At 63.9% G+C, this 17643-nt stretch carries 19 protein-coding genes and 1 tRNA gene; 9 read left to right on the top strand and 11 right to left on the bottom strand.

All coding sequences use genetic code 11. The features are described from left to right. The first annotated feature begins 178 nt into the window (after positions 1-178). Entirely contained in the window at positions 179-694 is a 516-nt protein-coding gene (locus AC4GYV_RS09290; protein ID WP_491100431.1) for a CAP domain-containing protein, read from the top strand. A 94-nt stretch (positions 695-788) separates the two neighbouring features. On the opposite strand, the gene AC4GYV_RS09285 is transcribed toward AC4GYV_RS09290, so the two are convergent. After that, entirely contained in the window at positions 789-1499 is a 711-nt protein-coding gene (locus AC4GYV_RS09285) for an alcohol dehydrogenase catalytic domain-containing protein (RefSeq protein WP_491100430.1), read from the bottom strand. Further along, positions 1384-1665 (bottom strand): alcohol dehydrogenase catalytic domain-containing protein, encoded by a 282-nt coding sequence (locus AC4GYV_RS09280; RefSeq protein WP_491101578.1) that lies wholly within the window; start codon positions 1663-1665, stop codon positions 1384-1386. The genes AC4GYV_RS09285 and AC4GYV_RS09280 overlap by 116 nt, the downstream gene beginning before the upstream one ends. A 169-nt stretch (positions 1666-1834) precedes the next feature. On the opposite strand from AC4GYV_RS09280, the gene AC4GYV_RS09275 reads away from it, so the two are divergent. Then, positions 1835-2155: a hypothetical protein gene (locus AC4GYV_RS09275; protein ID WP_491100429.1), complete on the top strand. Its 321-nt coding sequence runs from the start codon at positions 1835-1837 to the stop codon at positions 2153-2155. Between the two features lie 18 nt (positions 2156-2173). After that, complete coding sequence (locus AC4GYV_RS09270; protein WP_491100428.1) at positions 2174-2887, top strand: energy transducer TonB; 714 nt, start codon at positions 2174-2176, stop codon at positions 2885-2887. A 3-nt stretch (positions 2888-2890) separates the two neighbouring features. On the opposite strand, the gene AC4GYV_RS09265 is transcribed toward AC4GYV_RS09270, so the two are convergent. Both AC4GYV_RS09265 and AC4GYV_RS09260 read right to left on the bottom strand, forming a co-directional pair. Further along, the gene (locus tag AC4GYV_RS09265; RefSeq protein WP_491100427.1) at positions 2891-3328 is read right to left on the bottom strand and encodes a DUF4112 domain-containing protein; all 438 of its coding nucleotides are present in this window, start codon (positions 3326-3328) and stop codon (positions 2891-2893) included. Further along, positions 3328-4794 (bottom strand): ABC transporter substrate-binding protein, encoded by a 1467-nt coding sequence (locus AC4GYV_RS09260; RefSeq protein ID WP_491100426.1) that lies wholly within the window; start codon positions 4792-4794, stop codon positions 3328-3330. Before AC4GYV_RS09260 ends, AC4GYV_RS09265 begins: the two co-directional genes overlap by 1 nt. Before the next feature lie 98 nt (positions 4795-4892). Here AC4GYV_RS09260 and AC4GYV_RS09255 point away from each other — a divergent pair, with 98 nt between their 5' ends. From AC4GYV_RS09255 to AC4GYV_RS09240, 4 genes are all read left to right on the top strand, one after another. Then, complete coding sequence (locus tag AC4GYV_RS09255) at positions 4893-6908, top strand: transglycosylase domain-containing protein (RefSeq protein ID WP_491100425.1); 2016 nt, start codon at positions 4893-4895, stop codon at positions 6906-6908. Between the two features lie 110 nt (positions 6909-7018). After that, entirely contained in the window at positions 7019-7177 is a 159-nt protein-coding gene (locus tag AC4GYV_RS09250; RefSeq protein WP_491100424.1) for a Flp family type IVb pilin, read from the top strand. A gap of 216 nt (positions 7178-7393) precedes the next feature. Next, positions 7394-7738 carry a hypothetical protein gene (locus tag AC4GYV_RS09245; protein ID WP_491100423.1) on the top strand — a complete coding sequence of 115 codons (345 nt, stop codon included), beginning with the start codon at positions 7394-7396 and terminating at the stop codon, positions 7736-7738. A gap of 25 nt (positions 7739-7763) precedes the next feature. After that, positions 7764-9494, top strand: coding sequence for a cytochrome c biogenesis protein DipZ (locus AC4GYV_RS09240; protein WP_491100422.1), 1731 nt, complete (start codon positions 7764-7766; stop codon positions 9492-9494). A gap of 67 nt (positions 9495-9561) precedes the next feature. On the opposite strand, the gene AC4GYV_RS09235 is transcribed toward AC4GYV_RS09240, so the two are convergent. Together AC4GYV_RS09235 and AC4GYV_RS09230 are read right to left on the bottom strand one after the other, a co-directional pair. Then, positions 9562-9637, bottom strand: a tRNA-Ala gene (locus AC4GYV_RS09235). A 74-nt stretch (positions 9638-9711) separates the two neighbouring features. Further along, complete coding sequence (locus AC4GYV_RS09230) at positions 9712-10032, bottom strand: TIGR02300 family protein (RefSeq protein ID WP_491100421.1); 321 nt, start codon at positions 10030-10032, stop codon at positions 9712-9714. A 138-nt stretch (positions 10033-10170) separates the two neighbouring features. On the opposite strand from AC4GYV_RS09230, the gene cmk reads away from it, so the two are divergent. Continuing rightward, positions 10171-10794 (top strand): (d)CMP kinase, encoded by a 624-nt coding sequence (gene cmk / locus AC4GYV_RS09225; protein WP_491101577.1) that lies wholly within the window; start codon positions 10171-10173, stop codon positions 10792-10794. Here cmk and AC4GYV_RS09220 read toward each other — a convergent pair. Beyond that, on the bottom strand, positions 10791-12098 hold the full coding sequence (locus AC4GYV_RS09220; RefSeq protein ID WP_491100420.1) for a L,D-transpeptidase family protein: 1308 nt from the start codon (positions 12096-12098) through the stop codon (positions 10791-10793). The genes cmk and AC4GYV_RS09220 overlap by 4 nt on opposite strands. A 351-nt stretch (positions 12099-12449) precedes the next feature. Here AC4GYV_RS09220 and AC4GYV_RS09215 point away from each other — a divergent pair, with 351 nt between their 5' ends. Further along, on the top strand, positions 12450-14048 hold the full coding sequence (locus tag AC4GYV_RS09215; protein ID WP_491100419.1) for a putative bifunctional diguanylate cyclase/phosphodiesterase: 1599 nt from the start codon (positions 12450-12452) through the stop codon (positions 14046-14048). Here AC4GYV_RS09215 and AC4GYV_RS09210 read toward each other — a convergent pair. From AC4GYV_RS09210 to AC4GYV_RS09195, 4 genes are all read right to left on the bottom strand, one after another. Then, positions 14045-14491 carry a DMT family transporter gene (locus AC4GYV_RS09210; RefSeq protein WP_491100418.1) on the bottom strand — a complete coding sequence of 149 codons (447 nt, stop codon included), beginning with the start codon at positions 14489-14491 and terminating at the stop codon, positions 14045-14047. The genes AC4GYV_RS09215 and AC4GYV_RS09210 overlap by 4 nt on opposite strands. A 2-nt stretch (positions 14492-14493) precedes the next feature. Beyond that, positions 14494-15597 (bottom strand): NADH:flavin oxidoreductase/NADH oxidase, encoded by a 1104-nt coding sequence (locus AC4GYV_RS09205; protein ID WP_491100417.1) that lies wholly within the window; start codon positions 15595-15597, stop codon positions 14494-14496. 10 nt (positions 15598-15607) lie between these two features. Continuing rightward, positions 15608-16609, bottom strand: coding sequence for an LLM class flavin-dependent oxidoreductase (locus AC4GYV_RS09200; protein ID WP_491100416.1), 1002 nt, complete (start codon positions 16607-16609; stop codon positions 15608-15610). A 189-nt stretch (positions 16610-16798) separates the two neighbouring features. After that, positions 16799-17446: a PEPxxWA-CTERM sorting domain-containing protein gene (locus tag AC4GYV_RS09195; protein ID WP_491100415.1), complete on the bottom strand. Its 648-nt coding sequence runs from the start codon at positions 17444-17446 to the stop codon at positions 16799-16801. Between the last annotated feature and the right edge of the window lie 197 nt (positions 17447-17643).

The raw sequence follows: 17643 nt of genomic DNA, 5'->3' as shown, positions 1-17643 counted from the left end.
CTCGGAAGGCCAAAAGTAGCACCTTGCGGCAGGTGGAGCACGCGGCGGGATCGACGGGCGTGAATTCGCCCCAAGTATAAACGCTTAGGTAACTCTATTCCGACACAATCTGCACAGCTCCGCCGAACCAGCGCTGGTCGGCGGCAGAGGCGCTGTGTCCTTCGGGGGAATGAATTTCGTGAGCTTGTTGCGCCCTGCGCTTCTCTTGCTGGCCGCTTCGTGCATAGCTGCGCCCGCGACTGCGGCGTCGTTCGCGACAGAGTTCCCCGCTCGGATCCTCGCGGCGCACAATGCCGAACGCGCGCGCATGGGCATGCAGCCGCTCAGCTGGGACGCCGAGCTTGGCAACGGTGCTGCTGCTTACGCGCAGCAGATGGCGATGACCGGCATGTTCCAGCACTCGAATCGGCAGGCGCGCCGCGGCATCGGCGAGAACTTGTGGATGGGCTCTCACAACGCATTCAGCGTGGAAGCGATGGTCGGCGGCTGGACGTCGGAGAAGCGCTACTTCGTGCCTGGCGTCTTCCCGAACAACAGCAGCACAGGAAATTGGGCCGACGTCGGCCATTATACCCAGCTGATCTGGCCGGCGACAACGCGCGTCGGCTGCGCAATCGCCTCGACACCGCGCATCGACTATCTCGTTTGCCGCTACGCGACGGCCGGAAATATGGACGGAAAGCGGCTTCCCTAGGGAACGAGCACAGCAGCGCCTTCCAGGCGGCCAGATCTCAAATCATCTAGCGCCTCATTCGCTTCCCCGAGCGGATACGTGGTCGTGTGCGTCTTCAAGGGCGCCTGGACTGCAATCTCCATGAACTCGCGGGCCGTCGGCGCGCGTGAGGTTGGCGACCGAAAGTACGGATCGTTCGCCCCAGAGGATTGCGTATGGAAAGGCGGGAATGTCGCTCATGTGAATTCCAGCGCAGACCACGCGGCCCGCCCTTGCGCACGTTCCTGAGTGCGGTGGGCACGAGCGCGCCGACTGGCGCGAAGATGATTGCGGCGTCCAGTACCCGCGGCGGCGCTTCGGTCGACCCTCCCGCCCACGCGCAGCCGAGAGAGCGGGCGAAGTCCTGCGTCTCCATGTCGCCGTCCCGCGTGAATGCGAACAGCTTGCGGCCCTGCCAGGCAGCGACTTGCGCTAGTATGTGTGCCGAGGCCCCGAAGCCGTAGAGGCCGAGGCGCAGCGCATCGCCAGCCATCTTCAATGCCCGGTATCCAATGAGGCCGGCGCAAAGCAGCGGCGCCGCCTCGACATCGTCAAACTTTTCCGGAATCCGAAGGCAAAAGCGGGAGTCTGCGAGCGCGTGGCTCGCGTAGCCGCCGTCGCGGGTGAAGCCTGTGAAGGTCGGGTGATCGCAAAGATTTTCGGCCCCGTGTTTACAATAAAAGCAGCTGCCGTCCGTACCACCAAGCCAGGGCACGCCTACGCGATCGCCAATCGCAAATCCTTCCGCGTCCAGGCCGAGCGCGACGACACGGGCCGACCATTTCATGGCCGGGGACGATCGGCAGCTCCCCCCGAATGTCTCCGTCGATGACATGCAGGTCGGTTCGGCAGACGCCGCAGGCCGCCACCTCTAGTAGCAGGTCGCTGCCGTTGGGATTGGGTCGCGTTCGCCGCGCCTCGCGCAGAGGCTCCCCCGGACGATCCAGCTGCATGACTGTGATCATGGGATCAGCCCTTGGCATTTCCTCTCTGCAACGCGTCGGACGGTCGGAACGTTCTGCCGTTACCGAAGCGACGTTGCGCCGTTACCGGCTTGCGCAGGGAAACATGCGTAAGCGACGCTCGTTATATCCGCGAAACAGAGGAATTGAGAGAACGAGAATGCGTAAGATTTCGATGATTGCCGCCACTTTTGCGCTTGTTGCGACGAGCGGACCGGTCGCCGCGCCGGCGTTCGCCCATTCGACGACGCGTTACCACACGCACCATTACAAGGGCCGGACGCACTACGCGCATCGGTACTGCCGCCGCTCTAACGGCACGACAGGCCTCGTCGCCGGCGGCGTCGGCGGTGCGGTCGTCGGCTCGAAGGTCCTTGGCGGTGGCGTGCTTGGCGTCGCCGCGGGTGCCGTCGGCGGTGCAGTTGCTGGACGCGCGATCGACCGGAGCATGACTGCCAGCCGGCGTTGCTACTGGCGCTAAGCCCTGACGCAGGCGGCGATGTCCGCCTACGCAGAGCATGAAAAGACGGTTCGACCGCGGGAGCGCGCCATCGCGTTCACCGCGGTCGTTCTCGTTCAGCTTGTACTCGGCTTTGTGCTGGTCCTTGGGTTGCGGGTGCCGGTCGGCAAGACCGTCGAGGTGGTCCAGCAGCTGATACGCGTCACGATCGCGCCGCCGCCTCCGCCGCCCATCCCTCCGCCCCCACCTCCCAAACCAGCGCAGAAAGCTGCCTCAGCCCCCAAGGCTGCGCCTGCACCTCTTGGCGGATCTCCGGGGCCAAAGCCGGCGCATGCACCGCCCTCAGTCGGCCCGGTCGTCGCCATCCGGCCAACTGCCGCTCCGTCGGGCGGCGGCACCGGGACGGGTCCCGCGCTCGGCAATGGTGCCGGAGGAGGCCAGGGGGGTGAGGGCTATGGCGCGGGCGGAGGAGGCACCGATCTCGAACAGATCGCCGGCGAGATCACGCCCCGCGATTATCCGCGCCATCTCGGCAATGCCGGTGTCGGCGGTCGCGTCGGGCTGCTGTTCACCGTCGGCGTGAACGGCCGCGTCACGCGGTGCCGGGTGACGAGATCCAGCGGCGTTCCCGAGCTGGACGCCTTGACCTGCCGCCTCATCATGCAGCGTTTCCTCTATCGTCCCAGCACCGATCGCTATGGTCGGCCCGTTTCAGACGATATCGAAGGCGAGCACATCTGGGAGACGCGATAGGCGCTAGCCGCGTTTGGTGACCTCGCCCTCGATCACCGCAGCCTTCGCATGCTGTTTCTCGATGTGACGCTTGATGATCTTCAGATTGCGCGTGTTCGAGCGGAACATCAGCGTTGGAATGGCACCGACCACCGGGATCACCGAGAACAGTCCGAGCAGCCAGTTCACGCCGACGTTGCCGCCCATGCGCGCCATCTGCCATTTCGACATGCCGAGGTTTCGGGCTTCCCAGACGATGTAGGATCCAAGCGCCGCGGCGGCGATGTCGCCGACGACCGGCACGAGATCGAGGATCACGTCGAGCCCGAGATTCTGCTTCGTGCCCGGGATGACGACGAGGCGTTCCAACACCTTTTCCATCGCCTCGACGCGCTGGCGCGCCGCTTCCGGATCTTTCGATAGCGACGGGAATGGAATCTTCTCGTCGAATTTGATCGCCATCAGTTGTCAGTCCCGGACCGTTGTTCGAGGTCCGTGAGCGTGTGAACGGCGAAGCGGTTCCCGCCGAAGCCCTGGATGCGATTGGCGACCAGCGACCAGCGAACCGGCGCGGTGATCGGAAGGAACAGCGCTTCATCGTCGATGCGTGCCGCCGCCTGCTGGAGCAATGCGACCCGCTGCTGCGGGATTTGCGTCTGGCGGGCGGCGTCGATCAGCCGGTCGATGTCTGGATCGCAAATTACTGCAGCGCCGCAGCGGAAATTCCGCACGAACCAGGCCGCGGACGAAGACGGCGCAACTTCGTCGATCAGGACGAAGTCCGCGGTCGAAGGGTCATTCGCCCGCTCGACCGTAAAGCCAAGCGCTCCCCACGACCGGGAGAGCAGCGCCAGAACCGCGTCGCCCCCAGGACCAGCAGGTAGCGAAACCGAGATCACCGGAGCTTGCTTCTTGCCGATCAAGCGCTCCGCGTCCGAGCGCAACGCCGGTAGCCGATCTGCAAGAGGCGTTGCCATCCAGGCTGGCGTGGTCGGCGGCGCCATTCCGTCGAGCCCAGGCTCGAGCACCGTCGCACGAGCGGTGAGTTGCGGAACGCCAAGTGCCGCAACGATCGCGTCCCGGTCTATCGCCTGGTCGAGCAGCCTCCGAAGTTCCGGCTTGTCGAGGCCCTTATCCTTGTTCCTCGGAACCAGCCCGAACAGACCCGATGCAGGGTCGAACTGAAGGGAGCCGCGGGGCAATTTCACCCGCTGCGCAAACCGCAGGTCAGCGAACGTACCGCCGAGAACAAGATCGGTCTTGCCGGTAGCGAAGGATTGCACCGCCTGCTCGACCGGCGCCCCGCTCAGCAGCACTTCCTGCTTGGTGGTCGCTTCCTCGTCGGGCGAAGCGACTTCGCGGCTCAGCCGGATTTGACTGGCATCCTTCGCGTCGTTGGCAGCAACGAAGGGCCCTGTACCCATTTTCCCTTTGAGGATTGCAAGCTCGGGCTGGGCGAGCAGTGCAAGCAAGCTAGGCCGAGGCGCGATCAGGCGGATCTCGATCACGCGGTCGGTCATCGCCACAATGTCCTCGACTGCGCCGAGCGTGTCCTTGATCGGGTTGTTGCTACGAGCACTAATGGACCGCTTGAGGATCTTGGCGACTTGCTCGGCAGTGACCTTCTTACCGTCGGGCCAATTGGTCGACGCCAGCCGGAAGATGTAGCTCAAGCCGTCATCGCTGACGTTCCAGCGTTCAGCCAACCCGCCGACGATATTGCCGTTGGCATCGAAGCGCACGAGCCCTTGAGCGACATTTCCGACGAGAACTGCGTCAGGTGCGCTGAGCGGTCCCTTGGCCGGGTCGCTAATCTTAGGTGCGGCGCCGATGACGATGACGCGTGGCGCGCCTTCCGGCTTGTCCCGGCAACCCGTGGCGGCCAGTGCAACCATTGAGATCGTCAAGATCGCGAACAATCGCCGCATGGTCAGCCGTTTAACCGCAACCTTCAGTTCAGCAAGCATCTGGATATAAGGCGCCAAGTGTTTTACATCACTAAAGCAGTGAAGCGAATCCACCGAACATGAAGATCGACAGGGACGGCATCTGGAGCCGAGATGGCGTACCGGTCGAGGAGCTGCCGGATCCTTTAGCGCCGCAGCGGCCGGCCGCGTTCGACATCGACGACGAGTCCGATCCGCAGGAGGAGGAAGCTCCGCGGAAGCGGCGGCGCTGGCCGATCGTGCTTTATTCGATCGTCGGGTTGATTTTCGTCACGCTGATCTGGCTGGTGCTGACCGCGCCATTGTCGCGAGCGCTCGAGCCGCTCGCGGATCCTGCGCTGTTGATGTTGAGCGACGATGGACATCCCATCGCGCGGCGCGGTGCGATCAAGGAAGCGCCGGTCGACGTTACCAAGCTGAACCCGCTGACGCCGGCCGCCTTTGTGTCGATCGAGGACCGCCGCTTCTATCGCCACTGGGGAATCGATCCGCGCGGCATCGGGCGCGCGATGGTCGCGAACATGCGGGGCGGCGGCGTGAGGCAGGGCGGATCGACGATCACTCAGCAGCTGGCGAAGACCAGTTTCCTGTCAAACAACCGCACGATGAAGCGCAAGGCCCAGGAGATCATCATCTCCTTCTGGCTGGAGGCTTGGCTGACCAAGCAGGAGATCCTGTCTCGTTACCTGTCGAGCGTCTATTTCGGCGACGGCGTCTACGGTTTGCGTGCGGCCTCGCATCATTATTTCAATCGCGATCCGGAACGGTTGACGCTGGCGCAGTCCGCGATGCTCGCGGGGATGGTTCAAGCCCCGTCGCGTCTTGCGCCGACGCAGCATCTCGCCGCGGCGCAGAAGCGCAGCAAGCTCGTGCTGGCGGCGATGGCAGACACGGGAGCGATCAGTGCGTCCCGGGCGCGCTCAACGACGCCGGCGCGGCCGGTAGGTATTGCGTCGAAGGTTCCGACCGGCACCTACTTCGCGGATTGGGTAGCGCCTTATGCGCAGAAGGCGTTCGATTCCGACTTCGGTGAAGTGAAGGTGAAGACAACGCTTAACGCCACGCTGCAGAGGATCGCCGTGCGCGCGATCAATAACGCGCGCATCGGGGACGGGCAGGCGGCGCTGGTTGCGATGCGCCCGGACGGTCGCGTCGTCGCGATGGTGGGCGGGCGCAGCTATCGGGACTCGCCGTTCAATCGCGTCACGCAGGCGCGCCGGCAGCCGGGATCGGCGTTCAAGCTGTTCGTCTATCTCGCGGCGCTCCGGGCCGGATGGACGCCCGACAGCATCATCGAGGACGAGCCGATCACCATCGACGGCTGGACGCCAGTCAACAGCGACCGGGTCTACCGCGGCAAGATCACGCTGCGAGAGGCGTTCGCGCGCTCCAGCAATGCAGCGACGGTGCGTCTCTCGCAGCAGGTTGGCCGGGTCAACGTGATCCGCGCGGCTCGCGATCTCGGGATCACCACCCCACTCCCGGATAAGCCGAGCCTTGCGCTCGGAACGGCGGGCGTCAGCCTGCTCGAGTTGACCTCGGCATACGCGGCGGTAGCAAACGGCCGATATCCGATCATGGCGCGCGGACTTCCAGAGGTGCAGGAGCCGGAAGGTCTCGCAGCTTTCTTCCACAGCGACGGACGCCTGGTCGATGCGCGCGACCGCACGCCAATGCTGGACCTGCTCTATGCGGCGGCGAATAACGGCACCGGCCGCCGTGCGGCGCTCGCGATCCCGACGTTCGGCAAGACCGGCACGACGCAGGAAAATCGCGACGCATTGTTCATCGGCTTCGCGGGCGACCTCGTCGTCGGCGTTTGGGTCGGGCGCGACGACAACAAGTCGCTCGGCAAGATCAGTGGTGGGACGGTTCCAGCCGACATCTGGCGCAATTTCATGACGGCGGCGTTGGCGGTCGACCACTCTCGCGGGCCGAACCTGCCGTTCGAGTTCCGCCAGGCTCAGCCTGAGCCGCAGCCCGAGCCCGCGGAGCCTCGCGAGCTGCAAAGCCCGTTGCCGCCCGAATGGAGCGACCGGACGAAGGAATTGCGCGAGATTCGCGACGCCATCGAAGAACTGATGAACGATCAGTAACCCGTCTCTTTAAGCCTTACGCAACCATCCTCCCGCAGATTCCATGACAGCTCTCTCGGGGATCGAGGGTGCGAAAATGTCACGTGAAATAGCCTGTTGGGAGACCAAAGATGGCCAAGTTCGTGAAGCTACTGAAGAGCGAAAAGGGTGCGACGGCCATCGAATACGGCCTGATCGCAGCCATGATTTCCATCGCCGCAATCGCTGCGATGACGAGCATCGGCAACTCGCTGAACAACACGTTCAACAACGTCGCCGGGCATCTATAAGTTTTTTGGGATCTCGAAGAGCGGTGGCATCGCAAGACGCCGCCGCTCTTTTTGCGTGTCGAGCTAAGGCGCGAGGTTCGCCCGCGAGCGGTGTCGCGGATTGCTAATCCAACGATTTCGTAACAATTGCGGAAATACCACAGCGGTCGGGAGTTTTTCGGCCGGACCAACGTGGACAATTGCCGTTCGAAGACGCCGATGTCATCGCTAGTGGCGGTGAGGGGGTTATTCGCCGCTCTGCTGCTTGCTGTGGCATCCGATGCGATGGCCGCGCAATCGCGCGCGCCGATCTACGACTCCGTGCGCCTCAACATCGGCCTCAATTGCCATTGGGAGCGGAAGTGTATCGCGGCGCAGCAGCGAGCGATGAATGCCGCACTCTCTTATGTTCGGAATACCCGGCCGACCACGTCGCGCATCCATCTGTGCAACCGCAATGCGGCTCGCGGACGCAACCGGGTCGACTGGATCGGCTTCAACAATTGCATCCGCAACGCTTCGTTACGGGTTCGGCGAGTCAGTCAGTTTAGAGCAAGGAGCTCCTATTTACCGCGCGCCTAACGGCCACCCCAGCTAAGGACGCGTGATGCTGATCATCCTTCTGGCATATTTCGGCGGTATCCTGACGATCGTCAGTCCGTGCATATTGCCGGTCCTTCCCTTCGTCTTCGCACGTGCAGACCGCAGCTTTTTGCGGAGCACGCTGCCGATGCTCGCCGGCATGGCAGCGACGTTCGCGATCGTCGCGACCCTCGCAGCAGTTGGAGGCGGTTGGGCGGTTCGAGCCAATCAACTGGGGCGTTGGGCGGCGCTGGTGCTGCTGGCGCTATTCGGTATTGCGCTCGTCTTCCCCAGCATCTCCGACCGCCTGACCCGGCCGCTCGTCGCGCTCGGTTCGCGCATGTCGGAAAAGGAAGGGCAGAGGGACAGCGTCTGGTCCTCCGTCGTGCTCGGAATCGCCACGGGACTGCTCTGGGCACCCTGCGCCGGCCCCATCCTCGGCATCATCTTCACGGCAGCTGCACTCAACGGTGCAAGCTTCAACACTACGCTTCTGCTGCTCGCCTACGCATTGGGAGCGGCGACGTCGCTGGCGCTCGCATTGATCGTCGGCGGCCGTGTCTTCGCGCGAATGAAGAAGTCGCTCGGGGCGAGCGAGCGCATCCGCCAGGTGCTCGGCGTGCTCGTACTGATCGGCGTCGCGGCGATCGCGCTAGGACTCGACACGCGCGTGCTCTCAAAGCTTTCCAGCGCCCAAACGTCTCGCCTTGAATCCGGCCTCGCCCGCAAGCTCGGCGCCAGCCAGCCAATGGGCGAAACAGCAGCGCGCACCAACAAAATGGGAGAGCTGGTGCTCCCGGTGGAAGGCGAGCTGCCCGCGCTCACCGGCCTCGGTCCTTGGTTCAACAGCCAGCCGCTCACGCGGGAGCAGCTCCGCGGCAAGGTCGTGGTGATCGATTTCTGGACGTACAGCTGCATCAACTGCCTGCGCTCGATCCCCTACGTGAAGGCATGGGACGAGCGTTACCGCAAGGACGGGCTCGTCGTGATCGGCGTTCACGCGCCGGAATTCGCCTTCGAGCGCGATCCCGCCAACGTCGCTCGCGCCGTCCAGGAGCTGGGCATCAAATACCCCGTCGCGCTCGACAACAATTACGCCTTGTGGCGCGCGCTTCAGAACAATTACTGGCCAGCGCATTACTTCGTCGATGCGCAGGGCCGCATTCGCTACCACCACTTCGGCGAGGGCGATTACGAAGGTTCCGAGCGGGTCATTCGCCAGTTGCTCGCCGAGGCGGGTCATGCGCCGGCGGGTCAGCCGATGGCGCAGGTCGCAGGAAGCGGCGCTCAGGCGGCTGCCGACATCCACGAGATAAATTCGCCCGAGACCTACATAGGCTACGCACGCGCCGACCGCTTCGTTTCGCCAGGCGGGCTGCTGCAGGATAAGCCGAAGACTTACGCTTCAGCGCCGTTGTCGTTGAACGACTGGTCGCTCGAAGGTTCGTGGCTCGTCAGCCGCCAGAACGCGCGATCCTTGGCGCCCGGCGCAAAGATCAGCTTCCGCTTCCATTCGCGCGACCTCCATCTTGTGCTGGGATCGGGCACGGGCAAGCCGGTGCGCTTCCGTGTCACTCTCGACGGTCAGCCGCTGGGCGCCAACGCGGGTGTGGACGCGGCAGCGAACGGAATGGGTGTCGTGAAGGAGCAGCGGCTCTATCAATTGGTCCGGCAGAAGGGGCAGGTCCGCGACCGTACCTTCACCATCGAGTTCCTCGATCCGGGCGTGGACGCCTTCTCGTTCACCTTCGGGTGATGACGACCCAAAAGAAATGGGGCGGAGCCTTTCGGCACCGCCCCATTTTCTTGTCTCTTCAGGAGGTTGGTGGAGCCGAGGGGGATCGAACCCCTGACCTTCGCAATGCCATTGCGACGCTCTCCCAGCTGAGCTACGGCCCCACGTTCTGACGCGCCCTTAAGCGGATTTTCCCCCGCTGGAAAAGGGGGAATATCACGGCGCGGCTTATGATCCCTTAAGAGTCGTCATCCTCGCCGGCGGTTTCAACGCCGAGGTCGTCGTCGCCCGTCTCCAGATCGACTTCCTCATCGGCGCTGACTTCCGCGTCCTCGTCGATCGCAAGATCCTCGGCTTCGAGCTCGGCATCGCCCGCAGGCTCCTTGGCCTGGGCCGGGGCCGCTTCGAAGGCGAGCGGTTGCTTGGACTTCAGGACCGGCTCCGGCATCCATTCGTTGCCGCAATTGATGCAATGCACCGGATCCTCGGCACCGAGGTCATAAAAGCGGGTCGAGCACTTGGGGCAAGTGCGCTTGGTGCCCCATTCGGGCTTCACCATTTGATGGTCTCCAATTCGAATTCTTAAAGCGCTCTCGCCTAAGCGAGGCAGCGTTCGGCGGCGCGCCTTGCCATAGGGATATGCCCCTGTCAAAGCGCGGCAATCATCATGAATAGCGAGCAACGCAATAGCCGTGCGATCGTGATCGCGGTCGACGGGCCCGCAGCTAGCGGAAAGGGCACCATCGCGCGGGCTCTCGCGAGCCATTTCGGGCTGCCTCACATGGACACCGGCCTGCTCTATCGGGCGGTCGCGCTGAACCTGTGGCGGTGGGGCGGCGATCCGTCGAGCGAGTTCGAGGCCCTGAGGGCCTGCAACGAGCTAGGCTTCGATCCGGAGGACGCCGAGCTGCGGAGCGAGCCCGTCTCCAAGATCGCTTCAGCCATCTCGGCTTATCCGTCCGTGCGTGCGGCGCTGCTCGAGCGGCAGCAGGAGTTTGCCGGCCAGCCCGGCGGAGCGGTGCTCGACGGCCGGGACATCGGCACCGTCATCGCACCCAATGCAGACGTGAAGCTCTTCGTCACTGCTTCTCCCGAAGTGCGGGCCCAGCGCCGTGTGCGGGAGCTGATCGCGCGCGGCATGCCGGGGCATTACGAAGATGTCCTTGCCGACATTCGCGCTCGCGACGACCGGGATTCTCACCGCGATGTCGCTCCGCTGAAGAAGGCGCCTGACGCGCTGCTGCTCGATACGAGCGAGCTGGACGTAGATGAGGCGATTGCCGAGGCGCTGCGCCTCGTTGGTGAAAAGGTCGACGCCTAAGGCGCTGCCGTTTGCGTTGCGCCGTCGGTCTCGCCGGACGCAACCTTGGCCACCTCGACAGACCCTCCAGGCACATCCCAGCCGTATACGTCGTTCGCGAAGGCGATTGCGCCGTTGTCAGGACGCGCCGTCATGTAGGTGACGTAGATCGGGATACCCTTGTCGACGGGCACCTGCAGCTCGACGCCGTCGCTGGGTGGTGTCGGATCGCGGCCGAGCACCCACTCGGCCAGACGGGCAGGCCGCTCGAGGCGAATGCACCCCAGACTCAGATTCCGCTTCGTCTTTTCGAACAGGTCCTTGTGCGGCGTGTCGTGCAGGTAGACGCCGTAATCATTGGCGAAGCCGAACTTCATCTTGCCCATCATGTTGTTCGGGCCGTTGAGCTGGCGGATGTAGACCTTGGTCGTGCCGTCCGCGACGCCCTTCCAGTCGACGCTGGTCGGATCGATCGGATCCTCCCCTTGGCCGAAGGTCGCCACCGTCTGGTACCGCGCGGCCTTCAAGTAGGACACGCCGCGCTTCAGCACGACCGGCGCCACCTTCCGCTGAGCGACGTCGTAAGGGATGTGCCAGTAGGGATTGAACGTCACGTAATGGATCGTGCCCGCGAGCAGCGGCGTCTTGTTCGACGGCTTGCCCACGATCACTTTCATCGTGTCCACGACATGGCCGTCTTCGACCATCATCAGTTGCGCGTTCGCCGTGTCGACCAGGATCAACTTGCCGGTGGTCGGGATCAACCGCAGCCTGTCGAGCGTCGCCCGAACATGCGGGTCGCTCGCCGAACCCAGTTTCAAGGCTGCTTCGCGCAGCGAGGCGTAGAAGGGATTCACAGCGGCCGTTGCCGTGACATAGTCCCCGAGGACGGGCGCGCGAGCTGCAGCAGCCAGGATCGCATCGGGACTAGGCGCCTTCTGGGTCAGGGCAGGATCGCCGTAGCTGATGCCCTGTACCGGACCCTTCAGCGCGGCGACGTAGCGAACCCATGCCGCAGAAATGACCTTGTCGTCTTCCGGCTGGCCGCGGGCGATGGCGTTTTCGACGCCAGTCTTCAGCGCCTGGCTGTCGGTGAGGCCGTCGATCGACGCGTCGCGCAGGACCACCAGGAAGGCGCGAGCTGCCGCACGGGTCGAATCGTCTTTCAGCCAGATCGGCGCCTGGCTACGCGCCGCATAGAAGGCGTCGACCGTTGCCGTCGAAAGCGATGGCGCGGTCACCGCTGTTGCCTCGGGCGCAACGGTTTGCGCGTGGACCATGGCCGGGGCGATGGCCAGCGATGCTGCGACAGCTAGGCGTTTCATTCGACTCGTTCCCGTTCGCGGCGCTCTTAACGCACCTGAGTAAACGCTGGAATAACCTAATAAGTGGTTGACCGAGATACTGAGTTTTCTTGAGCCGACCTGAGTTCGGGTCGATCGTCGAGCTGCAGGTTCACGCCCGGCGACGCAGCGCCCAAACGAGCGCTGACACGCTGGTGATCAGCGCGGCGAGGGCGGTCAACATTGCTGGATCAATGACAAGCATAGCGCGACTCCTGCCGATGCTTGTTCCCTATTTGTTCCCTACATGCAATAGGCAATTTCCTATCAGCGCGCCCTTTATCGTAAGGAATATTTTCACCTTCCGAGCGTACGCACGCAGCCATGCCAATAGTGGGATGGCGCAAGTTGCAGAGTAACTCGGGTCGCATCGCCAGCAGTCATCTGATCATCAGCTGCGCGACGGTGGCGGCGTTGATGCTGTTCGTCGGTTTAGGAGGCCAAGTGCTCGGGCCGGCGTTCGGCGGCAAGGCTTTGCCGAGCAGCAGCCTGATCATCGCCTTCCTCCTCAACATCGCGATCATCCTGTTCGGCTGGCGCCGGTCGAAGGACCTCAAGCAGGCGCTGGACGCCTATGAGCAGGCGGAGCGCCTAGCCGAGCGCAACGCCAACACGGACTCTGCGACCGGCCTTTCCAATCGCCGCGAGCTGCTGCGTTCCATCCGGGATGAGCTTGACGCCAAGCGCCCTGGCTTCCTCCTCCTGATCGACCTCGACCATTTCAAGCGGGTCAACGACCTGCATGGCCATTTCGCGGGCGACCAGCTGCTCAAGAGCGTCGCCGACATGCTTCGTCAGGCGGCACCGGACGCCGTCTGCTGCGCGCGGACGGGCGGCGACGAGTTCGCGCTTCTGATCGAGGGACCGACCAAGAAGGCCGAAGAGGTAGCCAATTCGATCCTCGCCCGCCTCCAGACGCCGATCTTCGCCGCGGGAGCGCAGGTCCAGGCGTCTGCGTCGATCGGGATCGCTTCGATCGCCAAGCTCACCAAGGAAGGCGACGTGCTTCGCCAGAGCGACGTCGCCCTCTATGCCGCGAAGCGCGACGGTCGCAGCCAGTTCGCCTGGTTCGACAAGCAGCTCGATCGCGAGCTCGCCGAGCGGCTTAGCTTCGAAGAGGATATGCGCGAAGGTATTCGCAAGGGGGAGTTCGTGCCCTTCTTCCAGCCGCTGATCGATCTCGACAGCCGCGATCTGGTCGGCTTCGAGGCGCTGGCGCGCTGGCGCTCCCCGACGCGCGGCTTCCTCGAGGCCGAGCAGTTCATCGAGTCTGCGGAAACTAGCGGCCTCGTTGGCGCGCTGACCATGAGCGTCATCGCGCAGGCCCTGAAGGAAGCGAGCACCTGGCCGCCGCACCTCAAGCTCGCCGTCAACATCTCGCCCGCGATGTTCCGCGATGCCCGCCTTGCGACGAACATCATCAAGCTGCTGACTGAGACCGGCTTCCCAGCGAAGCGGCTCGAGGTCGAGATCACCGAGAACTCGCTGCTCGAAGACCGGGAGCAGGTCCTCAACATCATTCAGAGCCTGAAGAACCTCGGCGTCAGCGTCAGCCTGGACAATTTCGGCACCGGCTACGCCTCGCTGGCGCAGGTCAATTCGCTGCCGGTCGACCGCATCAAGATCGACCGCACGTTCATCAGCACGATTGTGAAGAGCGAGCAGACCGCGGCAATTGTCGGCACCATCGCCAACCTCGGACACAAGCTCAACGTGCCGATTTCGGCTGAGGGCGTGGAGTCGGAACAGATCCGCAACGCGCTCGGCGGCCTCGGCATGTCGGAAGCGCAGGGCTGGCTGTTCGGCCGCGCCGTTTCCGGCGAGAGCGTTCGCACCTTCCTCGGCCTGAAGAAGGGCGGAGGAGACGACAAGCCGAGCCCGCTAGACAGCGACGGTCACCGTTTCACCCCGCGGATCCGCCGGAGTGGCTAGCTGCGCCTGACGAGCATCGCTCCGACGAGGACGAGTATTAGCCCGGCGACGCGAGTAACCGTCACGGGATGGCGGTCGAGGCCCAGAAGCCCATAGTGATCTAGAACCAACGCGGCGACGAGCTGGCCCGCCACTGCCGCGGTCAATAACGCTCCAACGCCGATGCGCGGTGCGGCGAACGCGGCCACGGCGACGAAGAAGGCGCCATAGGCTCCGCCGACCCAGGCATACCAGGGCACGCTGCGCAAGCCGGGTGCGAACAGCTTGCCGGACGTCGCCGCGACCATGGCACCCAGGGCAAGCGATCCGACCAGGAACGAGATGAAGGCAGCGACGATCGGCGAACCCGATGCCTTCCCGAGGATCGCATTGGTCGGCGCCTGCACCGCGATCAGCACGCCCGCCATCACTGCGAGTGCGAGCGAGAACGTGCCTCCATTCATCCTTATTCCCCCCAGTCGAACAGGTCCCGGTGCTGCCTTGGCTGCGAACGCAGATATTGCGGCGGCGACTTCACCTTGCCGCCCAACGCTGCCGCGGCGTGCCACGGCCAGCGCGGGTCGTAGAGGATGCCGCGGGCGAGCGCGACCATGTCCGCGTCGCCGGTGCCGACGATGGCCTCAGCCTGCTCGAACTCGGTGATCATGCCGACGGCGACCACGGGCATGTTGACCGCCTGCTTAACGGCACGCGCCAGCGGCACTTGATAGCTTGGGCCAACCGGGATCTCCTGGCGGGGATCAAGGCCGCCGCTGGAGACGTGGATCGCCGCACAGCCGCGCGCTTCAAGGGCGCGAGCGAACTCGATCGTCTGGTCGATGTCCCAGCCTCCCTCCACCCAGTCGGTTGCGGAGACTCGCATGGTCACCGGCTTGTCGGCAGGGAAAGCGGCTCGCACCGCATCGAACACTTCGAGCGGAAAGCGCATCCGATTTTCGAGGCTGCCGCCATATTCGTCGGTGCGCTGATTCGACAGCGGCGAGAGGAATTGGTGCAGCAAATAGCCGTGAGCGCCGTGGAGCTGCACCGCGGCTAGGTCAAGCCGAGCGGCGCGGACCGCGGCATCGGCGAATGCCTGCTTGGTCCGCTCGAGCCCCTCGCGATCGAGCTCGAGCGGTGGGTTCTCATCTGCTTCGAACGGAAGCGGCGAGGGGGCGACGGTCTGCCACCCGTTCTCGGCACCGGGCGGGATCTGCTTTCCACCGAACCACGGCTTGTCGGTCGAAGCCTTGCGGCCGGCATGGCCGAGCTGGATCGCGATCGGCATGTCGGACCAGCGGCGGACACTCGCCAGCACGCGAGCCATCGCTTCCTCATTCTCGTCCGACCACAAGCCGGTGTCGCCGTAGCTGATGCGGCCCTCCGGCGTGACGCCCGTCGCCTCGATCGTCAGCAGCGCCGCACCCGAGAGCGCCAGGTGGCCGAGGTGGATGACATGCCAGTCGGTCATGTTCCCGTCCTCCGCCGAATATTGGCACATGGGCGCAATCACGATGCGGTTGGCGAGCCTGAGGCTGCCGGCCTCCAGCGGGGTGAACAGGGCTGACATGGAGCTATCCTTACTTGGCGAGGGCGTGATCGGGCTGGCGGACGGCTTCCATCAGCAACTCATAGGAGCGGAGCCGCGCCCGATGGTCGAAAACCTGGGCGGTGACCATCAGTTCGTCTGGCCGGGTGCGTTCCACGAATTCCTGGACCTGGCGACGCGCTGTTTCCGGGCTGCCGATGGCTGAAGCCGAAAGCACTGAGCGCAGGATGGCTCGGGACTCTAGGGGCAGCTCGTCAGCATAGCCGGCTTTGGGCGGTGGAAGCTTGATGGGATTACCGGTGCGCAAGGCCACGAACGCCTGCTGGACCGACGTAGCGAGCAGTTCCGCCTCGTCGTCCGTGTCGGCGACGATCGCGTTGAAACCGAGCATCACATAAGGTTTGTCGAGCTGCTCCGACGGCTGGAACCGCTCGCGATAGACAGCAATAGCTTCCATCATCATCTGCGGCGCGAAGTGCGAGGCGAAGGCGTAGGGCAGGCCCAGCATCGCGGCGAGCTGCGCGCCGAACAGGCTGGATCCGAGGATCCACAGCGGGATGTTCATTCCCTCGCCGGGAATGGCGCGGACGCGGCCGTTGTCACCGCGGAAATAACTCTGCAGCTCGACAACGTCGTTCGGGAACTGGTTCGCGTCCGACGAAAGGTTGCGGCGCATTGCATAAGCTGCGGCCTGGTCCGTGCCGGGCGCCCGGCCGAGGCCGAGATCGACGCGGCCGGGGAAAAGCGCTTCCAGCGTCCCGAACTGCTCCGCGATGATCAAAGGCGCGTGGTTGGGCAGCATGACTCCGCCCGCGCCGATGCGGATGGTCGAGGTTTGCGACCCCACGAACGCCAGTGCCACCGCCGTCGCCGCACTCGCGATGCCGGGCATCGAATGATGCTCCGCCATCCAGAAGCGCTTGTAACCGAGCCGCTCGGCGTGCCGGGCAAGGTCGGCGGAGTTGCGGAGAGACTGGCCGGCGTCACTGCCTTCGGTGACGGGCGAGAGATCGAGGACGGAGAGGGGGAGCATGACCCCGGATGTGGGTGAGGCGCGCAGCGATTCAAAGGCTGCGAGGCGGCCAAACTTCACTAATCTTCGCAGTGAGCGCGGCGCGGAAAGTCACGGGTCCGTCGGGAGCAGCGGCGAAGCTCGCTCCGCCTAGTGCCCAAAGGGGCCACCACATAGCTTCTGCGGTGACCCCTCAGGCTCAAGTCATTCTTAGGCGAGTTGGGCCAGTGCAACGCTCTTGCGGCTACGGCGCATGGCAAAGCCCACTGCGCCAAACCCGAACAGCATCATTGCCCAAGTCGCGGGTTCCGGCACGGCCCGAACCGCAACTGCGTCCAGGAGAAGGCCCTCGTTTACACCACCAGTTAGATTGGTGAAGTTCAAGGTCGACGTTGGACCAAGGGCAGTGAACGTGCCCGTATAGATCCGCCAGTCGAGGTTGGTATTGTCGCCCGTGTCATGGAAAACCGTGCCCGTCAGCGCATCGATCGCAAATTGGGCCGAGGCCGAAGTCGCTTCGTTCGGATTGAACAGATTGTGCGAATAGGCAAAGGTCAATTCGTAGGTGTAGCCGGCGACGAGGCTCAGATCCTGCGAAATTGAGCCCGTTCCTCCTTGGCCAACCAAGTCGAGGTACTGGTTGCCCTCATAGGCGAGGTTCCCGTTCGCGCTGCTGAACGTGCCATTCACAACATTGACGTTGGGAGTGGCAGTCCAACCCGTGAGACTGTCGGGCGGCACCGTGTTACAGCACGGATCATTCACGACTGGATCTTCGAATCCGCCGTTTGTTACCTGAGCTGACGATGCCGTTGAGATGAGGCCGATGGCCAATGCAGATAAGACGTAGCGCAACATAACAAGTCCCCCTGAACTTAGGTTCGACTCGTCGGTTATTAACAGATTTTTAACAAATTGGAAGTTGCACCAGTTTGCCCTATCTCACACGAAGTGGTCTGGTGGTGACTGGACGTGCCAGTTGGTGGGCATGGCGTAGGTGGCGGGGCTATGGAAGAAGCTTCCGTCGCTCTGGCTGAGCCAGCTGGTGGCGGTGC

It is taken from the genome of Sphingomonas sp. SP4 (assembly GCF_058313375.1).
This window is presented reverse-complemented; position numbering and strand designations above follow the sequence as displayed.

Coding starts and splice junctions, on each gene's coding strand:
- AC4GYV_RS09260 (WP_491100426.1), bottom strand. CDS start 4,794: ATGCGGCGATTGTTCGCGATCTTGACGATCTCAATGGTTGCACTGGCC.
- AC4GYV_RS09265 (WP_491100427.1), bottom strand. CDS start 3,328: ATGGCGATCAAATTCGACGAGAAGATTCCATTCCCGTCGCTATCGAAA.
- AC4GYV_RS09270 (WP_491100428.1), top strand. CDS start 2,174: ATGTCCGCCTACGCAGAGCATGAAAAGACGGTTCGACCGCGGGAGCGC.
- AC4GYV_RS09210 (WP_491100418.1), bottom strand. CDS start 14,491: ATGAATGGAGGCACGTTCTCGCTCGCACTCGCAGTGATGGCGGGCGTG.
- AC4GYV_RS09250 (WP_491100424.1), top strand. CDS start 7,019: ATGGCCAAGTTCGTGAAGCTACTGAAGAGCGAAAAGGGTGCGACGGCC.
- AC4GYV_RS09240 (WP_491100422.1), top strand. CDS start 7,764: ATGCTGATCATCCTTCTGGCATATTTCGGCGGTATCCTGACGATCGTC.
- AC4GYV_RS09220 (WP_491100420.1), bottom strand. CDS start 12,098: ATGAAACGCCTAGCTGTCGCAGCATCGCTGGCCATCGCCCCGGCCATG.
- AC4GYV_RS09205 (WP_491100417.1), bottom strand. CDS start 15,597: ATGTCAGCCCTGTTCACCCCGCTGGAGGCCGGCAGCCTCAGGCTCGCC.
- AC4GYV_RS09195 (WP_491100415.1), bottom strand. CDS start 17,446: ATGTTGCGCTACGTCTTATCTGCATTGGCCATCGGCCTCATCTCAACG.
- AC4GYV_RS09255 (WP_491100425.1), top strand. CDS start 4,893: ATGAAGATCGACAGGGACGGCATCTGGAGCCGAGATGGCGTACCGGTC.
- AC4GYV_RS09285 (WP_491100430.1), bottom strand. CDS start 1,499: ATGAAATGGTCGGCCCGTGTCGTCGCGCTCGGCCTGGACGCGGAAGGA.
- AC4GYV_RS09275 (WP_491100429.1), top strand. CDS start 1,835: ATGCGTAAGATTTCGATGATTGCCGCCACTTTTGCGCTTGTTGCGACG.
- AC4GYV_RS09230 (WP_491100421.1), bottom strand. CDS start 10,032: ATGGTGAAGCCCGAATGGGGCACCAAGCGCACTTGCCCCAAGTGCTCG.
- AC4GYV_RS09280 (WP_491101578.1), bottom strand. CDS start 1,665: ATGCAGCTGGATCGTCCGGGGGAGCCTCTGCGCGAGGCGCGGCGAACG.
- AC4GYV_RS09200 (WP_491100416.1), bottom strand. CDS start 16,609: ATGCTCCCCCTCTCCGTCCTCGATCTCTCGCCCGTCACCGAAGGCAGT.